Here is a 20,561-nt window from a genome sequence, read left to right on the forward strand (position 1 = left end):
AAAGGAAACAGTTCTTTTACGATTTCAGTGATTTTTTTTAAGCAGGAGGGGAGAGAAAAAATGAAAGATGAGTTAACTATTGGTGGTATTAAGTTGAAAAGTCGACTTTGTATTGGTACAGGAAAATTTCATAATGATAGTCTGATTCCTGACGTCATAAAAAGTTCTATGGCGCAGGTCATTACGGTAGCCATGCGTCGTGTCGATCTATGTTCAAAAGAGGAAAACATTATGAATTTCATTCCAAAAGATATGATTCTACTTCCAAACACTTCAGGAGCTAGGACTGCTGAAGAAGCTGTGCGTATCGCAAAGCTAGCTAGGGCGGCAGGGCTTGGGAACTGGGTGAAAATTGAAGTGATTACGGACCAAAAGTATTTACTCCCTGATAACTACGAAACGTTAAAAGCAACGGAACGTTTAGCAAAAGAAGGATTTATGGTCTTACCTTATATGAATCCTGATTTAATGGTAGCTAAACAATTAGAAGAAGTTGGGGCAGCTGCAGTTATGCCATTAGGCTCACCAATTGGTTCCAATCGTGGATTTAGAACTCAAGAGTTGGTCCGTATTATGATTGCAGAGAGTAAGGTTCCAATTATTGTTGATGCAGGAATTGGAAGGCCGTCTGAAGCTTGTGAGGCGATGGAGTTAGGAGCAGATGCAGTGCTAGTCAATACAGCTATTGCGACTTCAAGCAATCCTATTAGTATGGCAGCGGCATTTGCAAACAGCGTCAAAGCAGGCAGAACAGCTTATTTGAGCGGGTTGGGTACTAGTACACTAGAGGCAAGGGCGTCCTCTCCATTAACAGGCTTTTTGTCATAAAATAACGAACCGAAAATGGAATGTGATTTTAGGGAGGGGACATAGATCGTGAGTTTTTATCATGTATATAAGCAATTAAAATTGCTTGATTTTGAAGGCTTTCTCAATTCGGTAACAAGTAATGATATAAAAAGGATATTACATAAAGATTTGATAAATGATGAAGATTTTTTAATGTTATTATCCCCTGCTGCAGAGGAATGTTTAGAGGCATTGGCGCAAAAAGCCCATCGTGTAACGGTTCAACATTTTGGAAAAACGATCCAGTTATTTAATCCTATTTATATCTCTGATCATTGTGTTAACCACTGTACCTATTGTAGCTTTAGTGTTACTAATCAATTTAAACGACAAAAACTTACGATGGAAGAAGTCGACAGGGAAGCGAAAAACTTAGCGAGTAACGGAATTAAACATATTTTAATATTGACTGGAGAATCGAAACTACATTCTTCTGTTTCGTATATTAAGGAAACAGTGGAAGTTCTAAAAAAATATTTCTCTTCTATCTCGATTGAAATTAATCCACTAGACACAGAAGAGTACAAACAATTAAGGGAAGCTGGTGTTGATGGAGTTACCGTGTATCAAGAAGTATACAATGAAGATGTTTATCGGGATTTTCATGTAAAAGGCCCAAAACGCAATTACCGTTATCGTCTTGATACACCTGAAAGAGGGTGTGAAGCAGGACTTCGTAGTGTCAATATCGGTACATTACTTGGCTTAGATAACTGGAGGAAAGAGGTGTTTTTCACTGGGATGCACGCCAATTATCTACAAAATAAATACATAGATACAGAAATTGGTCTATCACTTCCAAGAATCCGACCTCATTTAGGTAATTTCAATCCGCGATCAGAGGTGAATGATAAAGCATTTGTTCAAAGCCTCGTTGCATTAAGATTGCTTTTACCTAGATCGGGCATTACATTATCTACTCGTGAAAGTGCGGTCTTTAGAGATCACCTTATACCTCTTGGAATCACGAGGATGTCAGCAGGAGCATCAACGGAGGTTGGTGGCTATTCCCTTGAAAGCCAAGGAACAAATCAATTTCAAATTTCCGATGAACGTGGAGTAAGAGACATTTGCGATGCCCTTTATAAAAAAGGCTACCAACCCATTTTTAAAGATTGGATTCATTCATAGATCTGAGTTATTCTGACCTCATATCTAACTGAAAGGTTATACGTTTGTAGGTTCTACTACAATAATACCAAATGGCTAGGGCTTTTAATAAAAATATCACGGGTGCTGGTAGAAGCAAAGAAAAGACGTGCATCATCATAGATGAGTTGGGAGATTAGGGTTCAAAACATCTATGACCTCATAATTAAAGGATGGAGTATCTGAGGTTTATCTACGTTTGTTAGACAATCAAGCCTGGTTAGGAAGGAAACAAAAGGAAGTAAAACATGTATTTTATATATATTTTTTATTGTCAGGTTTCCTTACCAGAAGACTTACAGTTCTTATTATTGGTGTTATGATTGTTTTAACAAAAGAGACGATACTAAGGAGGTAATGATGATGAAAAATCAGAAGCTAAAAAACCCAGGTATTTTTACTTTAATGGCCCTTACACTTACGGTGCTTTTTCAATAAATTATAGATAAATAGATCAAGGCGCACAGTGACTGACATTGTGCGTCTTCATTTATGCTTAGAGAGAAAATTCATTCAATTAGATTTCTAAGGACAAATTTAAGTATGATTCAACTCTATTTCCGAAACACAAGAACCAATAACCATAGGTTATTGGTTCTTGTGTTACAGGCCCTAGTCGTGAGGGGGAAGATTAACTCCATAGTGTATTTACCTTTCTATAAATTGCCTTTATAATGAATTTTATGTGAATAAATCTAACAAGTCTCTTGACTTTTGGGTCGTGGAAGGAGAGGTTTGCTTTTGTCTTTGGAAAGAGGGGAACTAAAGAAACCTGCTGATATGGAAAAGAGTTGGAGTTTAACGCATTATATAAGAAAAATGAAGAGTGTTAGTGTAAACGATCATAGTGTAGGCATAACAGATTCTCTAGTATCTGCAGGTGGTGGACTAATTGCAATGACAATGATAAGCTTTCTCGCAGTTAGTCTTGGCTACCCAATGGCTTTAGGCCCTATAGGTGCTAGTTGTTTACTCGTATTTGCGGCACATGAAGGACCTTTTTCCCAACCACGCCATATTATTGGTGGACACTTTCTATCAACTGTTGCAGCATTGTCGATTTGGGATTTGTTTGGGAGGTCTCATATTACGATTGGAATTACTTTAGCTATTGTCGTATTACTAATGATCATTACGAAAATGATGCATCCGCCTGCTGCTGCCAGTGCAATTGTTGCGATCAATTCCCAAGCTGGTTGGGGATTGCTTTTAACGATTGTACTTAGTGCTTTTATCGTCGTAGGCATCTCGGTTTTATATAATAATTTATTTGAGAGCAGAAATTACCCCAAAAGGTGGGTGTAACTAGATCAAGTTTCTATTTACCTTTTTTTATAACGTAAGTGCTATGGAATAAAAAAATTCTATAGCACTTATTTTTTGTTATTATTTCACTCTTTTTCTTTTAATGGGTGCGTCACTAACCTTGATTCCTGAACGGCTCCTTTGATAATAGTACCAATTCAGTAAGATGGAAATAGCATAGAAACCAATAAAGAAGTACAACGCGGTTACTGGTGTACCTGTATTAGATACAGACCAACCAAATAAATGGGGGATAAAGAACGATCCGTATGCAGCAAAGGCCGCGGTAAATCCGAGTACAGGTGCCGCTTCTTTAGCAGGGAAGATGACGGGAATCATTTGGAATGTAGAACCGGAGCCGATTCCTGCAGCGATAAATAATAGTAAAAAGGATACAAGAAACCCGACGAAGTTTTGTTGATCAATAAAATAAATAACGGACAACGCGCCTAGGGACATAATAACTAATACATAGGCTGTTACTCGAGCTCCACCAACTTTATCAGATATCCATCCACCAACTGGTCGTGCAGCAGCTGCCAAGAAGGCACCAAGAAAGGCTAAAGCCACATATTCCGGAAATTGCGAACGCAATAACAAAGGAAAAGCAGCACCATACCCAATGAAAGAGCCAAATGTCGCAATATAAAGAATGGTCATAATCCAGGTGTGTTTTCTTTTTACGATAATAAATTGGTCTTTCACAGATTGTTTGGCTGTTGGGAGATTATCCATCCCAAAATAAGCAATGATTGTCATGACTATAATAGGGATAACCCAGATAAATGCAGCATTTTGAAGCCAAATTTCCTGTCCGTTAGGCAAGAGTTGACCTTCCCCTCCAATAGCAGCAAACGTACCAATGACAATAATAAGCGGAGTAACAAATTGGACAACAGATACCCCCATGTTTCCTAAACCACCGTTAATCCCGAGGGCTGTTCCTTTTTCTTTTTTCGGGAAAAAGAAACTAATGTTAGCAGATGCAGATGAAAAGTTACCCCCACCAAGTCCACAAAGTGCTGCTAAGGTAAGCATCACCCAGTAGGGTGTTTCTGGATTTTGAACAGCAAATCCAATTCCAAGTGTAGGAATAATTAATATTCCTGTTGAAAAGACAATCCAGTTTCTTCCACCGAATTTGCCCAGTGCAAATGTATATACAAAACGTAAAGATGCTCCAACCAAACCTGGAATGGCCGCTAATGTGAATAATTGTTCTTCTGTAAATTGGAAACCGATGTCATTTAATCGGACGGCAACGACTGACCAAATTTGCCAGACAATAAAAGCAAGCATTAACGTCGGAACGGATATCCATAGGTTTCGCCTAGCATGACGTTTCCCTTCCCTTTCCCAAAATTCATTATTCTCTGGCTTCCACTCTGTAATTCGCGCCATAGGTACCTCCTAATAATTTGTTTTTGTATGAATACTGATAAAAAAAGCATACAAATAAACGAAATACTTGAATGTGATCAATGTCACATAATCTTTCAATTGAGTAACGAAATGATTGCCATAGTGGGTGAAAATGGTAAAAGAGCACTTTGTGGAGATATTGTGAAGAAAAACAAGAAAGCTATGTGAAAGAAAAAAACACTTTAATTCAGAGGGCGCTGAAAACAACAAAAAACACTGCAAGGGGCTTTGACTAAGTAGGAATCGTCATCTAGATCTATAAGGGCAACTTCCTTCCTTAAATTCGCTAAAGAAAGCGCTAATTGCAACCGTTGATTTCCCGACGCCGCCTTTACCACTAGTAACGGGAATAACATTTTCCATTTAAAATTTGTCTCACTCCTTTAGGATTAGATTATCGAATGTCTAACATAAAGGCTGTGATACGGATCACCTTGTTGATTCTTATTTGTATTTACATGCCTGCCAAATTCAAGTTGGCCATTTTCGCCATGACAAATTTTTTAATTCGTTTTAGATTATTGATAAGTGATAACTGTGACAGACTTAACAGTTTTACACCCTTTTTCGTTTTATATTGTAAGGACAAGGAGGGAAAAGTAATGCAGTTAACTGGCGTAATATTAGATAGTGAAAGTTACAAAATAGATCATGATCAATTAATTAGTTTATTAAAGTTAGGGGATAAAACGTTAATTGAGAGACAAGTCATGGAAATGAAGAAAATTTGTGATGAAGTAATTTTAGTGACGAAAAATCCATATGTGTATTTGCCGCTCTTTGGAAACAGCATTCGGATCATCACTGACTACTTTAAAGGGGCGGGTACATTAAGTGGCATGCATGCGGCGTTATCGTTATCAAAGAATGATTCTTTATGGCTCGTAACGTCAGATATGCCACTATTAAATTCAGATATAGTCACAGAAATGTTAGACCTTAAAAAGAAAACAGGGGTTCAAGTTATTGCACCAGAATGGAACGGAAACCTTCAGTTATATCATGGGGTATATGACCGTTCGTGTTTGAGTGTTACGGAAGAATTATTGGAGATAGAAGAAATTGGATTAATGAAAATACTTGAAAAGGTTTCATTTAAAGTTAAGAGTTTAGTTGAGAATACAAATGAACAGAATCTTTTATTCACTTTCCACATACGAACACAAGAAGATTACCAACAAGTATTACAGGTAGAAAAAGATCATGCTTATTAACTTTATTTGACAGGAAAACGAGAGACCTCGAAACGAAAAGGAATCTCGTTTTTTTATGTTCAAATGATGAAGTTCATTAAAAATTCACATTGAATTTGTCTGATGTGATGAACCTCACAGTTTAACTTAGGAAGAAAATTTACAATAAACGTATCAAACTAAGAGTCACAAATAAGGAGTGGCAAAATGAGTCAGATTGAAAAGTCATTTTATTCGAAAGCAAGTATGTATTCTTTTGTTATTGTTATGGTCTTAATTATCCTAATGTGGATAGGAACGGGACAATTCTCACATGTCGATATCATGTTGTTCGGTTACTTAGTCGGTTCATTTGTTTTTGCTATTGGAATGACTATTCGATTATGTGCATGGGCAATTAGGCCAGCGACTCACCAAGTGCTTAAAAGAAGTTTTCAAAATTTGAAGAAAAAGAAAAGAGCAAAAAGCAACTGGAAAGCCATTGCAAAAACGGCTTTTGACAACATCATACTTCAGAAGTTCATTTTTAAACGCGGTATTTATAGAGGGATTATGCATTGGTTGATTGCATGGGGATGTATAGGGTCGTTTGCGATCACTTTTGGCCTCACTTTCGGTTGGATGCATTTCAAGCTAATTGATCCAGAAACTTATCAGATCGTTGTGATGGGAATTCCTACTATTGCGATGGCTGCAAATGGATTATTTGCTGAACTAGTGTACAACGGGTTAAATATTACAGCGATGATGGTATTAATCGGTGTAACTATGGCACTGATTAGACGTTCTAAAAACCAAGATGTGAAAGTAACCCAACGAGTTGAATTTGATTTATTTCCATTATATATCCTCCTTTGGGTAACGGTATCTGGATTAATACTAACGGTTTCTTATAAATTCTTAGGGGGCTGGATGCACAACTACTTAGCACTTATTCACCAAATAACAGTTGTTATTTTCTTAGTGTATTTTCCATTTGGTAAGCTGTTCCATCTACCGGTAAGGCCACTCGCAACAGCTGTACCTATGAATTATCAAGAAGTGGTTGGCAGCGATACGAGAGAGTGTAAATCATGTCAAGTACCTTATAGTAATGATGATCAAATTGCCGATGTAAAAGAGATTCTCGGCGTACAAAGCTTTGACCTTCAATTAGCAGATGGCTCGTATCTTGCGGATTACTGCCCAAGCTGCCGAAGAAGAATTCGTGTGATGAAGCAATTGAATATTCAATCGAATCTACCTTCTCCAAACAATCCAATCCAAACGAATACGGGCATTCATATTCCTGGGTTCGGACAAAAACGAGAAGATTCTTACTATGATAAAACGGGGGACGAATAAATGAGTGAATTTCTTGTAAAAGACGGAGTAAAGAATTTACAAAAGCCTGGCGAGAAACTAGTGACCACACATTGTTGCTATTGCGGCATGCAGTGTGGGATGCATATACGAGTGAATGAAAAGTCTGGAAAGGTCGTAGGAGTTGAACCGCGCTATGATTGGCCGGTTACACTTGGAAAAATGTGTCCAAAAGGGGTTACGGCTTATCAGACGGTCAATCATAAAGAACGAATTTTGAAGCCGCTTATTAAAAAGAATGGACAGTTTATAGAGTCAAGTTGGGAAGATGCGTACGACTTAATTGAGAAAAATTTCAAGAGACTTCAAAAAGACTATGGGAAAGATGCGGTTGGTGTATTTGGTGGGGTATCTATGACCAACGAAAAATGTTACTTAGTTGGTAAATACGCTCGTGTTGGAATCGGTACAAGATTCCTAGATTATAATGGCCGATTCTGTATGTCTTCAGCAGCTGGTGGATTTATGAAAACTCTTGGAGTAGACCGCGGGTCAAGTTTACCATTACCAGAATTTGAGCATACCAATTGCTTATTTATGGCCGGTTCAAACACGGCTGAATGTCATCCAACGATGATTCAATGGTTGTGGAAGGCCAAGGATAAAGGAGCGAAGTTAATCGTTGCCGATCCAAGGGAAACACCAACAGCACGAGTAGCTGACGTTCATCTAGATTTAAAACCAGGATCTGACTCGGCGTTAGCAAACGGCATTATGCATTTACTCGTAAAAGAAGGCTATGTTGATGAAGAATATGTAAACGAAAGATGTAACAATTATGAAGAGTTAAAGGCAATGGTTAAGAAGTTTACACCTGAATATACAGAATCGATCACAGGAGTAAAGAAGGAAAAAATTATTAAAGCTGCTCACATTTACGGCCAATCTCCTCGTTCGATTGTAACGTTCTGCCGTGGAATTGAACAACAAAACAAAGGGGTAGATAACGTTACACTCTATACGTCAATGGCTTTACTTCGTGGGCAAATTGGGAAATTCGCATCTGGTGTTGCGACGATTACAGGACAAGGAAATGGTCAAGGTGGTCGTGAGCATGGACAAAAAGCTGACGCATTGCCTGGTTATCGAAAGATTGATAACCCGGAGCATGTGAAGCATGTGGCGGGAGTTTGGGGAATTAAACCTGAGGAAATGCCCAAAGCAGGCGTCTCTGCTTATGAAATGTTTCATGAAATTCAAAAAGAGAACATTCGTGGCATGCATATTATGTGTAGCAATCCTGCCGTATCTGCACCTAATCTCGAGTACATCTGGAGTGGTTTAAAAAAGCTAGACTTTTTAGTAGTTAGTGACTTCTTCTTATCTGAAACAGCCGAATTTGCTGATGTGGTTCTACCGACAACGACATGGGCAGAAGATGAAGGGACGACGACGAATTTAGAGGGGCGTGTCATTCGCGTTAGAAAAGTGACTGAGCCAGTTGGAGAGTCCAAAACTGATTGGGAAATCATGTGTGATATTGCAAAAAGAATGGGGAAAGAACAATTCTTTAACTACGATAATCCAAAACAAATTTTTGAAGAATTAAGAATGGCTTCTAAAGGTGGAAAAGCTGATTATTACGGTATTACATGGGAACGGATTGAAAAAGAAGATGGAGTTTTCTGGCCGTGTCCGTCTGAAGATCATCCTGGAACACCAACTATGTTTAAAGAGAAGTTTGGGACAGAGGACGGAAAAGCGAACTTGGCTGCTGTTGATTGGGCTGAACCAGGTGAAACACCTACTAAGGACTATCCTCACATTTTAACGACAGGCCGCGTAGTCTTTCATTATTTATCAGGTACGCAAACAAGACGTGTTGACTTTTTAATGCAGCAATGTCCTTTACCATATATCGAGATCCACCCTGAACTTGCAAGTCAATATAACATTTCAGAGAAAAATCTTGTTAAGGTAACCAGTCCTCGTTCTACGATGACAGTTGAGGCTCGAATTACTAAAGCGATACGAAAAGATACCGTCTTTATTCCTTATCACTGGGGAAAAGAACTTGCAGCTAATTTGCTAACAAACCCTGCATTAGATCCAACTTCAAGAATGCCAGAATTTAAAGTCGCAGCCGTGAAACTTGAAAGAATATAAAACAAAAGCTTATTGGGGGACCCATTTATGAATAAAATCATGTATCTAGAATTTGAACGGTGTATCGGTTGCCGTGCATGTCAAGCAGCATGCCGAGAATGTGGAGATCATGACGCGAAAGAACGGAATTATGTGGAATACATTGATTTTACTGAGAGCAGACAGACATTTCCAATGATGTGTATGCAATGTAAAGACCCTGCCTGTGCGAGAGTATGTCCGGCCAATGCGATTCAGATTACGGAGGAGGGAGTCGTCTTATCAGCGATGGATGAAAAGTGTATCGGTTGTCGTAACTGTACATTTGCCTGTCCATTTGGGATTCCTAAGTTTGATTTTGAAGAAAACAAAATGTATAAATGTGACATGTGTTATGACCGCTCAAAATATGATATTGCTCCAATGTGTGCTTCCGTATGCCCAAGTGACGCCATTCGTTTTATCGATTTTGAAGAAATGCAGTCACTCCGGAGACGTCGTACACAAATGAACTTAATCGAAGGTAAGAAACCAAGTGAAAATGATAAATGGAAATATGTACCAGAATTTTTCGGGGTGTATTCAGACTAGAGAGGAGGAATAAGCATGACGGACAATATAAAATGTAAACGTGAGAAGTATCAAAGCAAGGAAGATATGATCAACTTAACGGATAACATCAGTCGTTTTGATGACTTAAAGTTTAATAGAAGAGCTTTCTTGAAAACGGCAGTTGGAGCAACTGTAGCTCTAGGTCTCACAACATTACCATTCTCAGTAAAGGCACTCTTAGGAGATTTTGAAGAGGAAAGAGAACTCGTAGAAATTGCCAAATTAGATTCTATCCCTAAAGGCTCGTCCATCACGTTTCATTATCCGACAGAAAAAGATCCTGCCCTGTTAATTCATACAAAAGCAGGGGAGCTAAAAGCCTATAATAGTGCCTGTACTCATTTAATGTGTCCGGTGTTTTATGAGCAAGAAAGTGAAGTGCTGTTATGTCCGTGTCATCAAGGATATTTTGATTTAAATAATGGTCATCCGATTGCAGGACCACCTCAGCGTGAATTGCCTTTAATCGAAATTGAAGTTCAAAATGGTACTGTCTATGCAGTTGGAAGGAAGATTAGACATGGCTAAAAAGATCTGTTGGGCTATCATTTTTATCACATTAGCCATTAATGTGGTGATGTTACAGTGGACGATTGAAGCATATCTTGGATTAGAATTTGAATTAGTCTTTCGTAATACCATTATTGCTTTACTATCTTCGGTAGTAGCCATAACCGCAATGTTATTTTGGAGGAAATGGGAGTATAACTAGAGAAACAAGGGGGACTTTTAAAAGTCCCCCTTGTTTTTATCCATTATATTTGTGAATCATTATTAAAAGATGTGCCATAATTCACAGATTTATCAAAACAAATAAATTAAAGTGAAGAAAGAAGTTTGACTCAAGTCAATTAAGACTTAATGTTGTTTACTAAAGTAAAGTAGGGAAGGAGCTAAAAAGATGAAAAGAACTGATTTACCTCTAGTGTATTCATGCTCTGGTTGTTCCTCGGCCGCACAAACCGCTAACATGATTGCGATAAAAATGGATCGAGAGAAAGTTGCTGAAATGTCTTGTATTGCTGGTGTTGGAGGTGATGTCAAACCACTTGTTCGAACAGCGAAATCTGGGCGAGATATCATCGCCATTGATGGCTGTCCCTTATCATGTTGCAAACATTCTTTAGCTAGACATGACGTTAAACCCATGCATTATTTTGTACTATCTGACTTTGACGTACCAAAGATAAAGGGGGAAGATCCTAATCTTGACCTTTATCAGAGTGCTTACAAACAGATTTTGGAGCTCACTAATAATGATTATTAACTGTTATTCATTAGTGATTTTCTAATCAAATAATTAGGTTGCTTTTCCGTTTGATTGCATCTATGTCTTGTAACAGATTTTCAATACGATAGTTGCCAAAATCTAATCACGTTTCTCATACATTTAAATCGGTGTAAGAAAACTGCATTTTGCGGTACGTGACTTAGGTCACTATGCTCCCTTTATAAAATTGATACTATTAATGCTAGAAGCTAAGATCTCTTTCTAGCTTATTAGTTTTCAATTTTATTCAAAGGGAGGGGTAGTAGATGAGACTAAATAAGTTTCCTTCTTTACAGTGGGGTGAGAGTTTCTATTTAATCTCTGAATTAACCACACTTGTTAAACGAGGGGTGTTGCTTTCCAATGTGTTACCTGTATTTATTGGATTTTGGTTAGCACTGTATTTTTCCAATGCCTCCTTTGTCAATCATTTGGGTGTATTTTTCCTAACGGTAATAGGGAGTACATTCGTCATTGCAGGTGCTCTCATCCTCAATAACTGGTACGATGTTGATATAGATCAGTTAATGGAAAGAACGAAAAATCGCCCAACGGTAACGGGTACGATTCCTCTTCATGTCGTTTTCACGCTGGGGATCATCTTGACAATTCTTGGATTAATTCTTTTACTTTTTACAACTGTGGAAGCAACCATTTATGCGTTTGTTGGGTGGTTCACCTATGTTGTTTTGTACACAATGTGGTCAAAACGAAGATATACCCTAAATACTCTTATTGGAAGTGTTTCTGGAGCCGTTACTCCACTAATTGGTTGGGCTGCCATACAACCAGCTTCAACTATCGTCCCGATCGTCTTATTTCTTTTCCTATTTATTTGGCAAATGCCACATACTTTTGCTATAACGATACGGAAATATGAAGAATATCAAGCTGCAGGAGTTGCGATGCTACCCGTAGTACACGGGTTTAACGTGACGAAGCGTCAAATGGTTGTCTATGTCGGTTGCTTATTGCCATTGCCTTATTATTTAACGCCACTTGGAACAGCCTTCGTTGTTATCGCAACTTTACTAAACGTAGTTTGGCTCGCTTTAAGTCTATACGGACTTTTCACAAGAAATGATTTAAAGTGGGCACGCATTATGTTCTTGTTTTCTGTTAATTATTTAATGATAATACTTATTCTGATGATTATTGTTACCTTACCCATATCTAGTTAACCAAAGTCATGACTCCGGAGTTTGCAATTTTATTGCAAACTTTCGGGGTATTTTTTTCGATTTTCCTTAAGAATCTGTTTTTCTCTTTTCTACTTTGGGAAAGTCGCATTTACATTTCTTTTAGGGAGTTAGCTGTTCACTATTTAGTCACTTAATAAGTGATTCAACTCACCACTCTAAGAAGCGTTATTAAATAAGATGTGAGTAAGAAGATAAGGAGGTTGATATTTATGGAAGAAAGACAGATTAAGCAGAAAGCTGTGGAAGAGTATATGGAAGAGCATGGTTCACGGATAGGTACCTGGTTTTCTTTAGGAGTGGTAGCGGCAGTTATTCTCGCAACGTATCTATTAATGTTTTCGGTATATTTAGCTAGAGTATAGGGGGAGTAGTGATGAAATTCCATCTCGATGAAAAAATATGGCTTATTGTAAGCTTTGGTATGATCATAGGATTTATGTTATTTACTGGTTATCAAACATTTGTTTTAGGCATGGGGCCACCAAGCCACATGGAAACCATTGATCCACAAAAGGTGGATGAAACAGCACCATTTGATCAACCAGGTGTTAAACAAATTGGGGAGAACGAATATGAAGTGGTTATGACATTGGAAATTTTTAGATTCAACCCAAACAACATTGAAATCCCTGCTGGGTCAACGGTACATTTCACGATGACGTCAAAAGATGTGGTCCACGGATTCCAAGTTGCAGGAACCAATTTAAATGCAATGGTGACGCCAGGGCATATACAAAAAATATCACAGACATTTAATCAAACAGGTGAATATTTAGTCGTATGTAATGAATTCTGTGGTGTCGGTCACCAGCATATGGCTACAACGATTACGGTGAAATAAAGGGGGGAATAAAAAAGTGGAAACAGCTAGTGAAAATGTATTTAATGAAAAGGCAAATGAAGTGTTCGGGATTAATTCCAAAGATGCTATTCTATCAAAATCTTATTTACTTATCGCATTTGCAGCTCTTTTTATTGGTGGAACATTAGGTTTATTGCAAGGATTAAACCGTGCGGGTCTTTTAGAATTGCCATCCTGGTTTTCTTATTATCAAGTGTTAACAGCACATGGTTTACTATTAGTTCTTGTATTAACAGCGTTCTTTACGGTTGGTTATTTCTATGCAGTACTCTCTCATACGTTAGGGAGCCTTCTTCCTAAAGTGAGAAAGTTGGCATGGACCGGTTTTGGATTGAAAATGATAGGGTTTGTGCTAGCCGTTGTTCCGATTTTAATGAATGAAGCAACTGTTTTATATACATTTTATCCACCTATGGCAGCCCATCCAGTTTTTTATATTGGTTTAGTCTTCATTGTGTTGGGTGTATGGATGTGCGCATTTGGAGCTTTTATTCAGGTAGCAAATTGGAGAAAGCTTAACAAAGGAAAACATGTACCAATCCTTGCTTATTTTGCCACTGGAGTATTTGTCCTGTTGTTTTTTGGAAGCATTCCTGTAACGATTGAAGTGTTAATGATTATTCCTTGGGCAATCGGCTGGGTCGAAACGATTAATGTGATGCTTGCCCGAACACTATTTTGGGCTTTTGGACACACGTTGGTAAATATTTGGTATTTAACAGCGGTCTCTGCATGGTATGTGGTTGTACCTAAGGTCATCGGTGGAAGACGATTTAGTGATACATTAACTCGTGTCGTTATTATGTTACTCGTCATAATGAATATTCCGGGTGGTTTTCACCATCAAATTATTGACCCTGGAATAACAGAGCATGTCAAGTTTCTACACGTCTTTATGAGTCTAGCGATTGGTTTTCCTTCGCTAATGACAGCATACGCTATGTTTTCTGTATTTGAGAAAACGGCAAAGAAGAAAGGAGGAAAAGGCGTAGTTAGTTGGTTCAAAAAATTGCCTTGGGGCGATGTTCGTTTCTTGGCACCCATGATTGCCATGATCGCCTTTATTCCAGGTGGTGCAGGTGGAATTGTTCAAAGTACGAATCAGCTAAACCAAGTCGTTCATAATACGATGTGGGTTGTCGGGCATTTCCATTTAACTGTAGGAACCTCTGTTGTTCTTACGTTCTTCGGAATTAGTTACTGGTTAGTTCCTTATTTATCAAAACGGGTGTTAACGCCTAAAATGAATAAATTAGGAGTGATCCAAACATTGATTTGGACAGTAGGAATGGCATTAATGGCAGTTGCGATGCATTGGGTTGGTTTACTAGGCTCACCTCGTAGAACGTCCTATACTACCTATTTTGACAATGCAACGGCATTGAGTTGGGACCCGTATTTAATGTTCTTAGCTGTCGGAGGAACTCTATTAATGATCGGGGTCATTCTCCAAGTTTATGCAGTCGTCCATCTAATGTTCTTTGCACCAAAAGGAGAAACAGAATTTCCTATCGCTGAAGTAGAAGAGAATGCAGCGAAAACACCTTATTGGACAGAAAATTGGGGACGTGTGATTGTCATTATGCTAGTTGTTATTGCAATAGGATACGTGATTCCGTTGATAGAAATTATCGGGAATGCACCACCAGGGTCGCCACCATACAAAACATGGTAATATCTTATGTAGTCGGTAGCTGGTTGTACGGCCAGACTGAGGTGAACTTTCTTAAAACAAAGAGCTACATTTATTACTTTTAAGAACTATAATTTTCATAATACTAATAACATCCTAGATCGTAGTTGTACTGTCTAGAAAAAAACAAGAGCAACCTTGCCGTTGCTCTTGTTTTTCACTTTATGGATAGGTATGTTTTTAAACTAGTGACCAGATTAAATAAAATAACAACAAAAAGGAGAACGATAGATCCAATGAAAAACAGATAAGAAGGTGTCATACCAGATAGGAATGAGCCAGCTATAACACCAAAAGAAAAGCAGGCATAAATTAATCCAAAGGAAAATTAGAAGTCGGTATGATAAGGGTTATATTTTAAAAAATGCGGCGACAAATTAAGGTAGTCAAATCGATTTAATTAAGTCTGGTAAGGGGCTTCGATGTAAGTTGGAATGAAGCCAGATGTTGCTGAGGAAAACAGCCTTACTTATCGCATGGTTATGGTTGCGATTCTACGAACTGAACCTTATTCAACAACTAGAAATGTTGTTGGGCTAAACTGGGGAATCCTAATTAATTCACAAAAACCAGGAAAAACTATACAGTCGCATCGTATTGTGAAAGGGCCTTTCTTTTTTTGAAAAGCTGTAAATAGTTCAACAGCTTTACTGTAACAGTATGTCACCACTGAAATTTACCAGCTTTTAAATAGCTTATTACTATCTTATATTAGTAGATAAATATTTTAATTTTTTAAAAATAGTGATACACTAATACTAGGTTATAATTGATCTAGAAAAGATGTGTGATTAGGTTGCGCCCTGGCTTGCTGTGCGCCTAAGCGGGAGCGTTTACATCCTTTCTGCAAATCTTAGGGTATAAGGAAGGTAAAAATGAGTAACAGACAAAATAAAACAGACGTTATCTTAATTGGTGCCGGAGCCATGAGTGCGACTTTGGGGATACTTCTGAAAGAACTGGTACCAGACTGGAAGATTACAGTATTCGAGAAGCTCTCAAACGCAGGAGAGGAAAGCTCTAACGAATGGAATAATGCGGGAACGGGGCATGCGGCACTGTGCGAGCTTAACTACACCGACGAAAAACCAGATGGATCTGTAGATATTAGTAAAGCTATAAAAATTAATGAACAGTTTCAGGTTTCAATGCAGTTTTGGTCTTATCTTGTAAACAGCAATCTCATACGTAATCCACAGAACTTTATCATGCCATTGCCTCATATGAGTTTAGTACAAGGGGAACAAAATGTATCGTTTTTAGAGAAACGTTTTGAAGCGCTCTCAACAAATCCCCTATTCCAAGGGATGGAATTTTCCAATGATCCGGAAAAACTGATGGAATGGATTCCGCTTATTATGAAAGACCGCACACCTGATGAACCTATTGCGGCAACAAAAGTCGACTCTGGAACTGATGTCAACTTTGGCGCTTTAACGCGCATGTTGTTTGACCACTTAGAAAGTGAAAATGTAGATATAAACTACAAACATAGTGTTAATGATATTAAACGTACTAGCGACGGCTTGTGGGAATTGAAAGTGCGAAATTTGGATAGCGGTACTGTCGAACGCCATACTGCAAAATTCGTCTTTATCGGGGGCGGAGGAGGAAGTATACATTTACTGCAAAAATCTGGTATTCCTGAAGGGAAACATATTGGAGGATTCCCTGTTAGCGGAATATTTATGGTGTGTAATAATCCGGATGTGGTAGCGCAGCATCATGCAAAAGTATACGGCAAAGCTAAGGTTGGTGCTCCACCAATGTCTGTTCCACATCTTGACACACGATTTATCGACAATGAAAAATCGTTGCTATTTGGACCGTTTGCTGGCTTCTCACCAAAATTTTTAAAATACGGTTCAATGTTTGATTTATTAACTTCTGTAAAACCGGATAATCTCTTAACTATGTTGTCAGCAGGTGTAAAAAACGTTCCATTGACAACATACCTGATCAATCAAGTTATGTTATCAAAAGAAAAGCGAATGGAAGAGTTACGTGAGTTTTTCCCGAACGCCAAAAGCGAGGATTGGGATATAGTAGTAGCGGGCCAACGTGTGCAAGTGATCAAAGATACTGAAGCTGGCGGCAAAGGAACGCTTCAATTTGGTACGGAAGTGGTTAGTGCCGCTGATGGTTCGATAGCAGCATTGCTTGGCGCTTCTCCGGGTGCTTCTACCGCCGTTCATGTCATGCTTGAAGTAATATCAAAGTGCTTCCCTGAACATATGAAAGAGTGGGAACCAAAAATTAAAGAAATGATTCCTTCTTATGGCGTGTCACTAATGGAGAATCCAGAGCTTCTGCACGAAATTCATACCTCAACAGCACAGACGCTTGGCTTAGTGGATAAAAAACAAGCAAATCCGAAAAGAGAAACTCGTATGTTAGTGGAAGTATAAATTGCCGTTTTGGCAAATTTATGCTTCTTTTTTTAGTTTTTTGAAGTCTCTTTATTGGTTGATATCTATGGAAACGTATGGATTTCTGTAATATTTATCTTATTAGATGAAGTTAGCAAGTGTAATGTAACTCCTATTCGTTTGTCGATAGAACCGTTAAGGTGAACCATACAAAAGTAATTTAGAAGAGCGTTACACATTAAACTCTTCTGATAGGAACGAAAGCAATGTCCGAACCGCAAAAGATTGATAACGGTCCTTTCGCGTAATAATTCCCAGTTCCCATAGGGGAGGAGCTTCTAATGAGGTCATTTGAATCGTTTTTTGATCCATCTTCGTATAAATCGATTTAGGTAACATTGTAATGCCTAATTGGGATCTAACAAGCTCTGCTATTAAATCCCATTGTGAACTTTCATAAGCGATCTTCGGTTGAAACCCTGCTTTTTGGCACTGTTCAATAACGAGTTCATGTAAGGCAAATTCTCGATTAAAAAGGATAAAGTTTTCTTCTTCTAACTGTTGGATGTTAACAGTTTCCATTTTTGCTAATGTGTGAGTAGTATGCGTATATAGCATAAATTCCTCTTTTATAAAGGGCAGAATATCAAATTTACTAGTATCTGTCGGTAAAACGATAATACCTACATCAACTTGCCCCCCTTCTACTAGATGTTCTATCCGTTTTGCCCCTAATTCTACTAATTCTAATGTCACTTCGGGATACGTCTTTCCGAAGTTCTTAGCAATGGTAGGAAAAAAGAGAGTTCCTATTAATGGTGGAATTCCAATTTTTATTTCTCCTGTAGGCAGGTTCATTAAATCATCCAATAATGAGTTAAGTTCATTCGTAGCTCCTAATATTTTTACTCCTTGTTTGTAAACAATCTCACCTGCATCTGTTAATTTCAATTTGCGTGTAGATCGCTCAAATAATTCTACTTTGAGTTCAGACTCTAATTTTTTTAACGATTTACTAAGAGTTGGCTGGGAAATGTAAATATTGGCTGCTGCTTTTGTAAAACTTCCATAATGAACGACTTCAATAAAATACCGCAGATCCTTTAATTCCAAAACAATCCCTCATTTATTCTGTATGGTAATAAAAATTATTACTTTTATTCATTTTACTCATATAAGAAGATGTTGTAAACTTTAATAAAGATTAATAGATAAAAAATTCAGAAAAAAGAAAATGCTTTCAGAAAAAGGAGGAAATAGAATATGAATATGAATAAAAATGACGTTGTTATTGTAAGCGCTGTCAGGACGCCGATTGGAAGTTTTGGAGGAAGTTTGAAACATATAAACGCAGTTCAATTAGGCGCAAAGGTTATTGATGCTGTAACGAAACGGGCAGGGATTACTGTAAGTCAAATAGATGAAGTGATTATGGGCAACGTTCTTCAAGCGGGGCTTGGCCAAAATCCGGCTAGACAAGCGGCACTTCATGCTGGATTGCCTCAAAGTGTTCCAGCTTTAACGATTAACAAAGTTTGTGGTTCTGGTTTAAAAGCGGTTCACTTGGCGACTCAGGCGATTTTAGCAGGAGATGCGGAGGTTGTTGTGGCTGGAGGAATGGAAAACATGAGTCAAGCACCTTACTTATCGATGAATGCTAGAGATGGTTTTCGGATGGGAGATCAGAAGTTTATAGATAGTATGGTTCATGACGGCTTATGGTGTGCTTTTAATGATTCCCATATGGGCATTACGGCTGAAAATATTTGTGACAAACATGAACTAACACGAGAGGAACAGGATGAATTTGCCTCTTGGAGTCAGGAAAAAGCGGCAAAAGCAATAGAAGTAGGTAAGTTCAAGGACGAAATTGTTCCGGTAGAAATTCCGCAACGTAAAGGTGAACCCGTTCTATTTGACACAGATGAATATGTAAAAGCAGGGACAACCAAAGAGAAATTAAGTCATCTAAGACCAGCGTTTAAAAAGGATGGCAGTGTAACAGCAGGTAATGCTTCGGGATTAAATGATGGGGCCGCAGCGGTACTTGTGATGAGCCGTCGTAAAGCGGAAGAATTAGGAATTGAACCGTTAGTGACGATTCGAGCCAATGCAAGTGCTGCCAATGACCCAAGTGTTATGGGCTTAGGTCCAGTACCAGCAACAAAGAAAGCTCTAGAGAAAGCCGGACTTACAATGGATCACTTACATGTAATTGAAGCAAATGAGGCTTTTGCTGCTCAAAGCTTAGCGGTAGGAAAGGAACTGCAATTTTCTAAAGACATTTTAAATGTAAATGGCGGAGCAATTGCTTTAGGACACCCAATTGGGGCTAGTGGAGCAAGAATTCTTGTCACACTTATTCATGAATTAAAACGGAGTAATGGTACATATGGATTAGCGACGTTATGTATCGGCGGTGGGCAAGGCGTCGCTACTATTATTGAGAAAAATCAATAGGAAGAGGGTAGGAAAATGAAAGAATTATATACAAGTTTTGAAGAGGCGATAAAAGAAATTAAAGACGGCATGACATTAATGGTTGGGGGATTTGGACTTGTGGGAATTCCGGAAAACCTCATTAAGGCCCTTTGTGAAAAAAAGGTAAAAGACTTAACCGTTATTTCAAATAATTGCGGGGTAGATGATTGGGGTCTTGGTCTCCTTTTAAACAATAAACAAATTAAAAAAATGATTTCCTCTTATGTCGGTGAAAATAAAGAATTTGAAAGACAAGTGCTAAGTGGTGAATTGGAAGTTCAACTCGTTCCCCAAGGATCACTAGCTGAAAAAATTCGAGCTGGCGGGGCAGGAATCCCTGCTTTTTACACCCCAGCTGGCGTTGGAACGCCGATCGCTGAGGGAAGAGAAACGAGACTGTTTAACGGAAAAGAATACTTATTGGAAGAAGCCTTTAGTGCTGATTTTAGTTTAATTAGAGCGTGGAAAGCAGATAAGCTCGGTAATCTAGTTTACAGAAAAACAGCACAAAACTTTAACCCAATGATGGCGGCAGCCGGAAAAATCACAATCGCTGAGGTTGAAGAAATTGTCGAAGTGGGTGAATTAAATCCGGGCGAAATCCATACTCCAAGTATCTACGTTCAAGGTCTAATAGTCGGAAAACAAGAAAAACGAATTGAGCGATTAACGGTGCAGGCGTAAAATTCGGTTAAAAATTGGAGGAG

General features: G+C 38.3%; 20 protein-coding genes. 17 read left to right on the forward strand and 3 right to left on the reverse strand.

What is annotated here, in order from left to right:
• Positions 1-60: 60 nt before the first annotated feature.
• The 3 genes from PQ474_RS02380 (at position 61) to PQ474_RS02390 (ending at position 3,303) form a co-directional block, all read left to right on the forward strand.
• Positions 61-828 carry a thiazole synthase gene (locus PQ474_RS02380; protein WP_273840225.1) on the forward strand — a complete coding sequence of 256 codons (768 nt, stop codon included), beginning with the start codon at positions 61-63 and terminating at the stop codon, positions 826-828.
• A gap of 48 nt (positions 829-876) precedes the next feature.
• A complete protein-coding gene (gene thiH, locus PQ474_RS02385) occupies positions 877-1,980 on the forward strand; it encodes a 2-iminoacetate synthase ThiH (protein ID WP_273840226.1) in 1,104 nt (367 codons plus the stop codon).
• 759 nt (positions 1,981-2,739) lie between these two features.
• Positions 2,740-3,303, forward strand: coding sequence for an HPP family protein (locus tag PQ474_RS02390; RefSeq protein ID WP_273840227.1), 564 nt, complete (start codon positions 2,740-2,742; stop codon positions 3,301-3,303).
• Between the two features lie 81 nt (positions 3,304-3,384).
• Here PQ474_RS02390 and PQ474_RS02395 read toward each other — a convergent pair whose 3' ends face one another.
• Together PQ474_RS02395 and PQ474_RS26510 are read right to left on the reverse strand one after the other, a co-directional pair.
• The gene (locus PQ474_RS02395; protein ID WP_273840230.1) at positions 3,385-4,704 is read right to left on the reverse strand and encodes a NarK family nitrate/nitrite MFS transporter; all 1,320 of its coding nucleotides are present in this window, start codon (positions 4,702-4,704) and stop codon (positions 3,385-3,387) included.
• Positions 4,705-4,971: 267 nt separating this feature from the next.
• The gene (locus PQ474_RS26510; protein WP_390185976.1) at positions 4,972-5,088 is read right to left on the reverse strand and encodes a P-loop NTPase; all 117 of its coding nucleotides are present in this window, start codon (positions 5,086-5,088) and stop codon (positions 4,972-4,974) included.
• A gap of 239 nt (positions 5,089-5,327) precedes the next feature.
• Here PQ474_RS26510 and PQ474_RS02400 point away from each other — a divergent pair, with 239 nt between their 5' ends.
• From PQ474_RS02400 to PQ474_RS02455, 12 genes are all read left to right on the forward strand, one after another.
• Complete coding sequence (locus PQ474_RS02400; protein WP_273840231.1) at positions 5,328-5,939, forward strand: molybdenum cofactor guanylyltransferase; 612 nt, start codon at positions 5,328-5,330, stop codon at positions 5,937-5,939.
• 186 nt (positions 5,940-6,125) lie between these two features.
• A complete protein-coding gene (locus tag PQ474_RS02405; protein WP_273840233.1) occupies positions 6,126-7,262 on the forward strand; it encodes an MFS transporter in 1,137 nt (378 codons plus the stop codon).
• Positions 7,263-9,386 (forward strand): formate dehydrogenase subunit alpha, encoded by a 2,124-nt coding sequence (gene fdhF / locus PQ474_RS02410; protein ID WP_273840234.1) that lies wholly within the window; start codon positions 7,263-7,265, stop codon positions 9,384-9,386. It abuts the gene before it with no gap.
• Between the two features lie 27 nt (positions 9,387-9,413).
• On the forward strand, positions 9,414-9,956 hold the full coding sequence (locus PQ474_RS02415) for a 4Fe-4S dicluster domain-containing protein (protein WP_273840236.1): 543 nt from the start codon (positions 9,414-9,416) through the stop codon (positions 9,954-9,956).
• A 15-nt stretch (positions 9,957-9,971) separates the two neighbouring features.
• Complete coding sequence (locus tag PQ474_RS02420) at positions 9,972-10,505, forward strand: QcrA and Rieske domain-containing protein (protein ID WP_273840237.1); 534 nt, start codon at positions 9,972-9,974, stop codon at positions 10,503-10,505.
• Positions 10,498-10,689 (forward strand): hypothetical protein, encoded by a 192-nt coding sequence (locus tag PQ474_RS02425; RefSeq protein ID WP_273840239.1) that lies wholly within the window; start codon positions 10,498-10,500, stop codon positions 10,687-10,689. Before PQ474_RS02420 ends, PQ474_RS02425 begins: the two co-directional genes overlap by 8 nt.
• 189 nt (positions 10,690-10,878) lie before the next feature.
• A complete protein-coding gene (locus PQ474_RS02430) occupies positions 10,879-11,244 on the forward strand; it encodes a putative zinc-binding protein (protein WP_273840240.1) in 366 nt (121 codons plus the stop codon).
• Between the two features lie 269 nt (positions 11,245-11,513).
• Positions 11,514-12,428 (forward strand): heme o synthase, encoded by a 915-nt coding sequence (gene cyoE / locus PQ474_RS02435; protein WP_273840242.1) that lies wholly within the window; start codon positions 11,514-11,516, stop codon positions 12,426-12,428.
• Positions 12,429-12,658: 230 nt separating this feature from the next.
• Positions 12,659-12,811: a hypothetical protein gene (locus PQ474_RS02440; RefSeq protein WP_273840244.1), complete on the forward strand. Its 153-nt coding sequence runs from the start codon at positions 12,659-12,661 to the stop codon at positions 12,809-12,811.
• An 11-nt stretch (positions 12,812-12,822) separates the two neighbouring features.
• Complete coding sequence (locus PQ474_RS02445) at positions 12,823-13,290, forward strand: cytochrome c oxidase subunit II (RefSeq protein ID WP_273840246.1); 468 nt, start codon at positions 12,823-12,825, stop codon at positions 13,288-13,290.
• Between the two features lie 16 nt (positions 13,291-13,306).
• Positions 13,307-14,986, forward strand: a complete 1,680-nt coding sequence (locus PQ474_RS02450; RefSeq protein ID WP_273840248.1) for a cbb3-type cytochrome c oxidase subunit I — start codon at positions 13,307-13,309, stop codon at positions 14,984-14,986.
• Between the two features lie 893 nt (positions 14,987-15,879).
• A complete protein-coding gene (locus tag PQ474_RS02455) occupies positions 15,880-17,412 on the forward strand; it encodes a malate:quinone oxidoreductase (RefSeq protein ID WP_273840250.1) in 1,533 nt (510 codons plus the stop codon).
• A gap of 192 nt (positions 17,413-17,604) precedes the next feature.
• Here PQ474_RS02455 and PQ474_RS02460 read toward each other — a convergent pair whose 3' ends face one another.
• Positions 17,605-18,486 carry a LysR family transcriptional regulator gene (locus PQ474_RS02460; RefSeq protein ID WP_273840251.1) on the reverse strand — a complete coding sequence of 294 codons (882 nt, stop codon included), beginning with the start codon at positions 18,484-18,486 and terminating at the stop codon, positions 17,605-17,607.
• Positions 18,487-18,642: 156 nt separating this feature from the next.
• Between PQ474_RS02460 and PQ474_RS02465 the strand changes: the two genes are divergently transcribed.
• Both PQ474_RS02465 and PQ474_RS02470 read left to right on the forward strand, forming a co-directional pair.
• On the forward strand, positions 18,643-19,833 hold the full coding sequence (locus tag PQ474_RS02465; RefSeq protein ID WP_273840312.1) for an acetyl-CoA C-acetyltransferase: 1,191 nt from the start codon (positions 18,643-18,645) through the stop codon (positions 19,831-19,833).
• Positions 19,834-19,848: 15 nt separating this feature from the next.
• Positions 19,849-20,538: a CoA transferase subunit A gene (locus tag PQ474_RS02470; protein WP_273840253.1), complete on the forward strand. Its 690-nt coding sequence runs from the start codon at positions 19,849-19,851 to the stop codon at positions 20,536-20,538.
• The last annotated feature ends 23 nt before the right edge of the window (positions 20,539-20,561 follow it).

It is taken from the genome of Halalkalibacter alkalisediminis (assembly GCF_028610705.1).
Lineage (GTDB): Bacteria > Bacillota > Bacilli > Bacillales > Bacillaceae_D > Halalkalibacter > Halalkalibacter alkalisediminis.

Bases quoted from the DNA above. Each gene is read 5' to 3' on its own strand.
- cyoE (WP_273840242.1), top strand. From the start codon at position 11,514: ATGAGACTAAATAAGTTTCCTTCTTTACAGTGGGGTGAGAGTTTCTAT.
- PQ474_RS02455 (WP_273840250.1), top strand. From the start codon at position 15,880: ATGAGTAACAGACAAAATAAAACAGACGTTATCTTAATTGGTGCCGGA.
- PQ474_RS02420 (WP_273840237.1), top strand. From the start codon at position 9,972: ATGACGGACAATATAAAATGTAAACGTGAGAAGTATCAAAGCAAGGAA.
- PQ474_RS02405 (WP_273840233.1), top strand. From the start codon at position 6,126: ATGAGTCAGATTGAAAAGTCATTTTATTCGAAAGCAAGTATGTATTCT.
- fdhF (WP_273840234.1), top strand. From the start codon at position 7,263: ATGAGTGAATTTCTTGTAAAAGACGGAGTAAAGAATTTACAAAAGCCT.
- PQ474_RS02465 (WP_273840312.1), top strand. From the start codon at position 18,643: ATGAATAAAAATGACGTTGTTATTGTAAGCGCTGTCAGGACGCCGATT.
- PQ474_RS02415 (WP_273840236.1), top strand. From the start codon at position 9,414: ATGAATAAAATCATGTATCTAGAATTTGAACGGTGTATCGGTTGCCGT.
- PQ474_RS02400 (WP_273840231.1), top strand. From the start codon at position 5,328: ATGCAGTTAACTGGCGTAATATTAGATAGTGAAAGTTACAAAATAGAT.
- PQ474_RS02445 (WP_273840246.1), top strand. From the start codon at position 12,823: ATGAAATTCCATCTCGATGAAAAAATATGGCTTATTGTAAGCTTTGGT.
- PQ474_RS26510 (WP_390185976.1), bottom strand. From the start codon at position 5,088: ATGGAAAATGTTATTCCCGTTACTAGTGGTAAAGGCGGCGTCGGGAAA.
- PQ474_RS02395 (WP_273840230.1), bottom strand. From the start codon at position 4,704: ATGGCGCGAATTACAGAGTGGAAGCCAGAGAATAATGAATTTTGGGAA.
- PQ474_RS02440 (WP_273840244.1), top strand. From the start codon at position 12,659: ATGGAAGAAAGACAGATTAAGCAGAAAGCTGTGGAAGAGTATATGGAA.
- PQ474_RS02380 (WP_273840225.1), top strand. From the start codon at position 61: ATGAAAGATGAGTTAACTATTGGTGGTATTAAGTTGAAAAGTCGACTT.
- PQ474_RS02425 (WP_273840239.1), top strand. From the start codon at position 10,498: ATGGCTAAAAAGATCTGTTGGGCTATCATTTTTATCACATTAGCCATT.
- PQ474_RS02470 (WP_273840253.1), top strand. From the start codon at position 19,849: ATGAAAGAATTATATACAAGTTTTGAAGAGGCGATAAAAGAAATTAAA.
- PQ474_RS02430 (WP_273840240.1), top strand. From the start codon at position 10,879: ATGAAAAGAACTGATTTACCTCTAGTGTATTCATGCTCTGGTTGTTCC.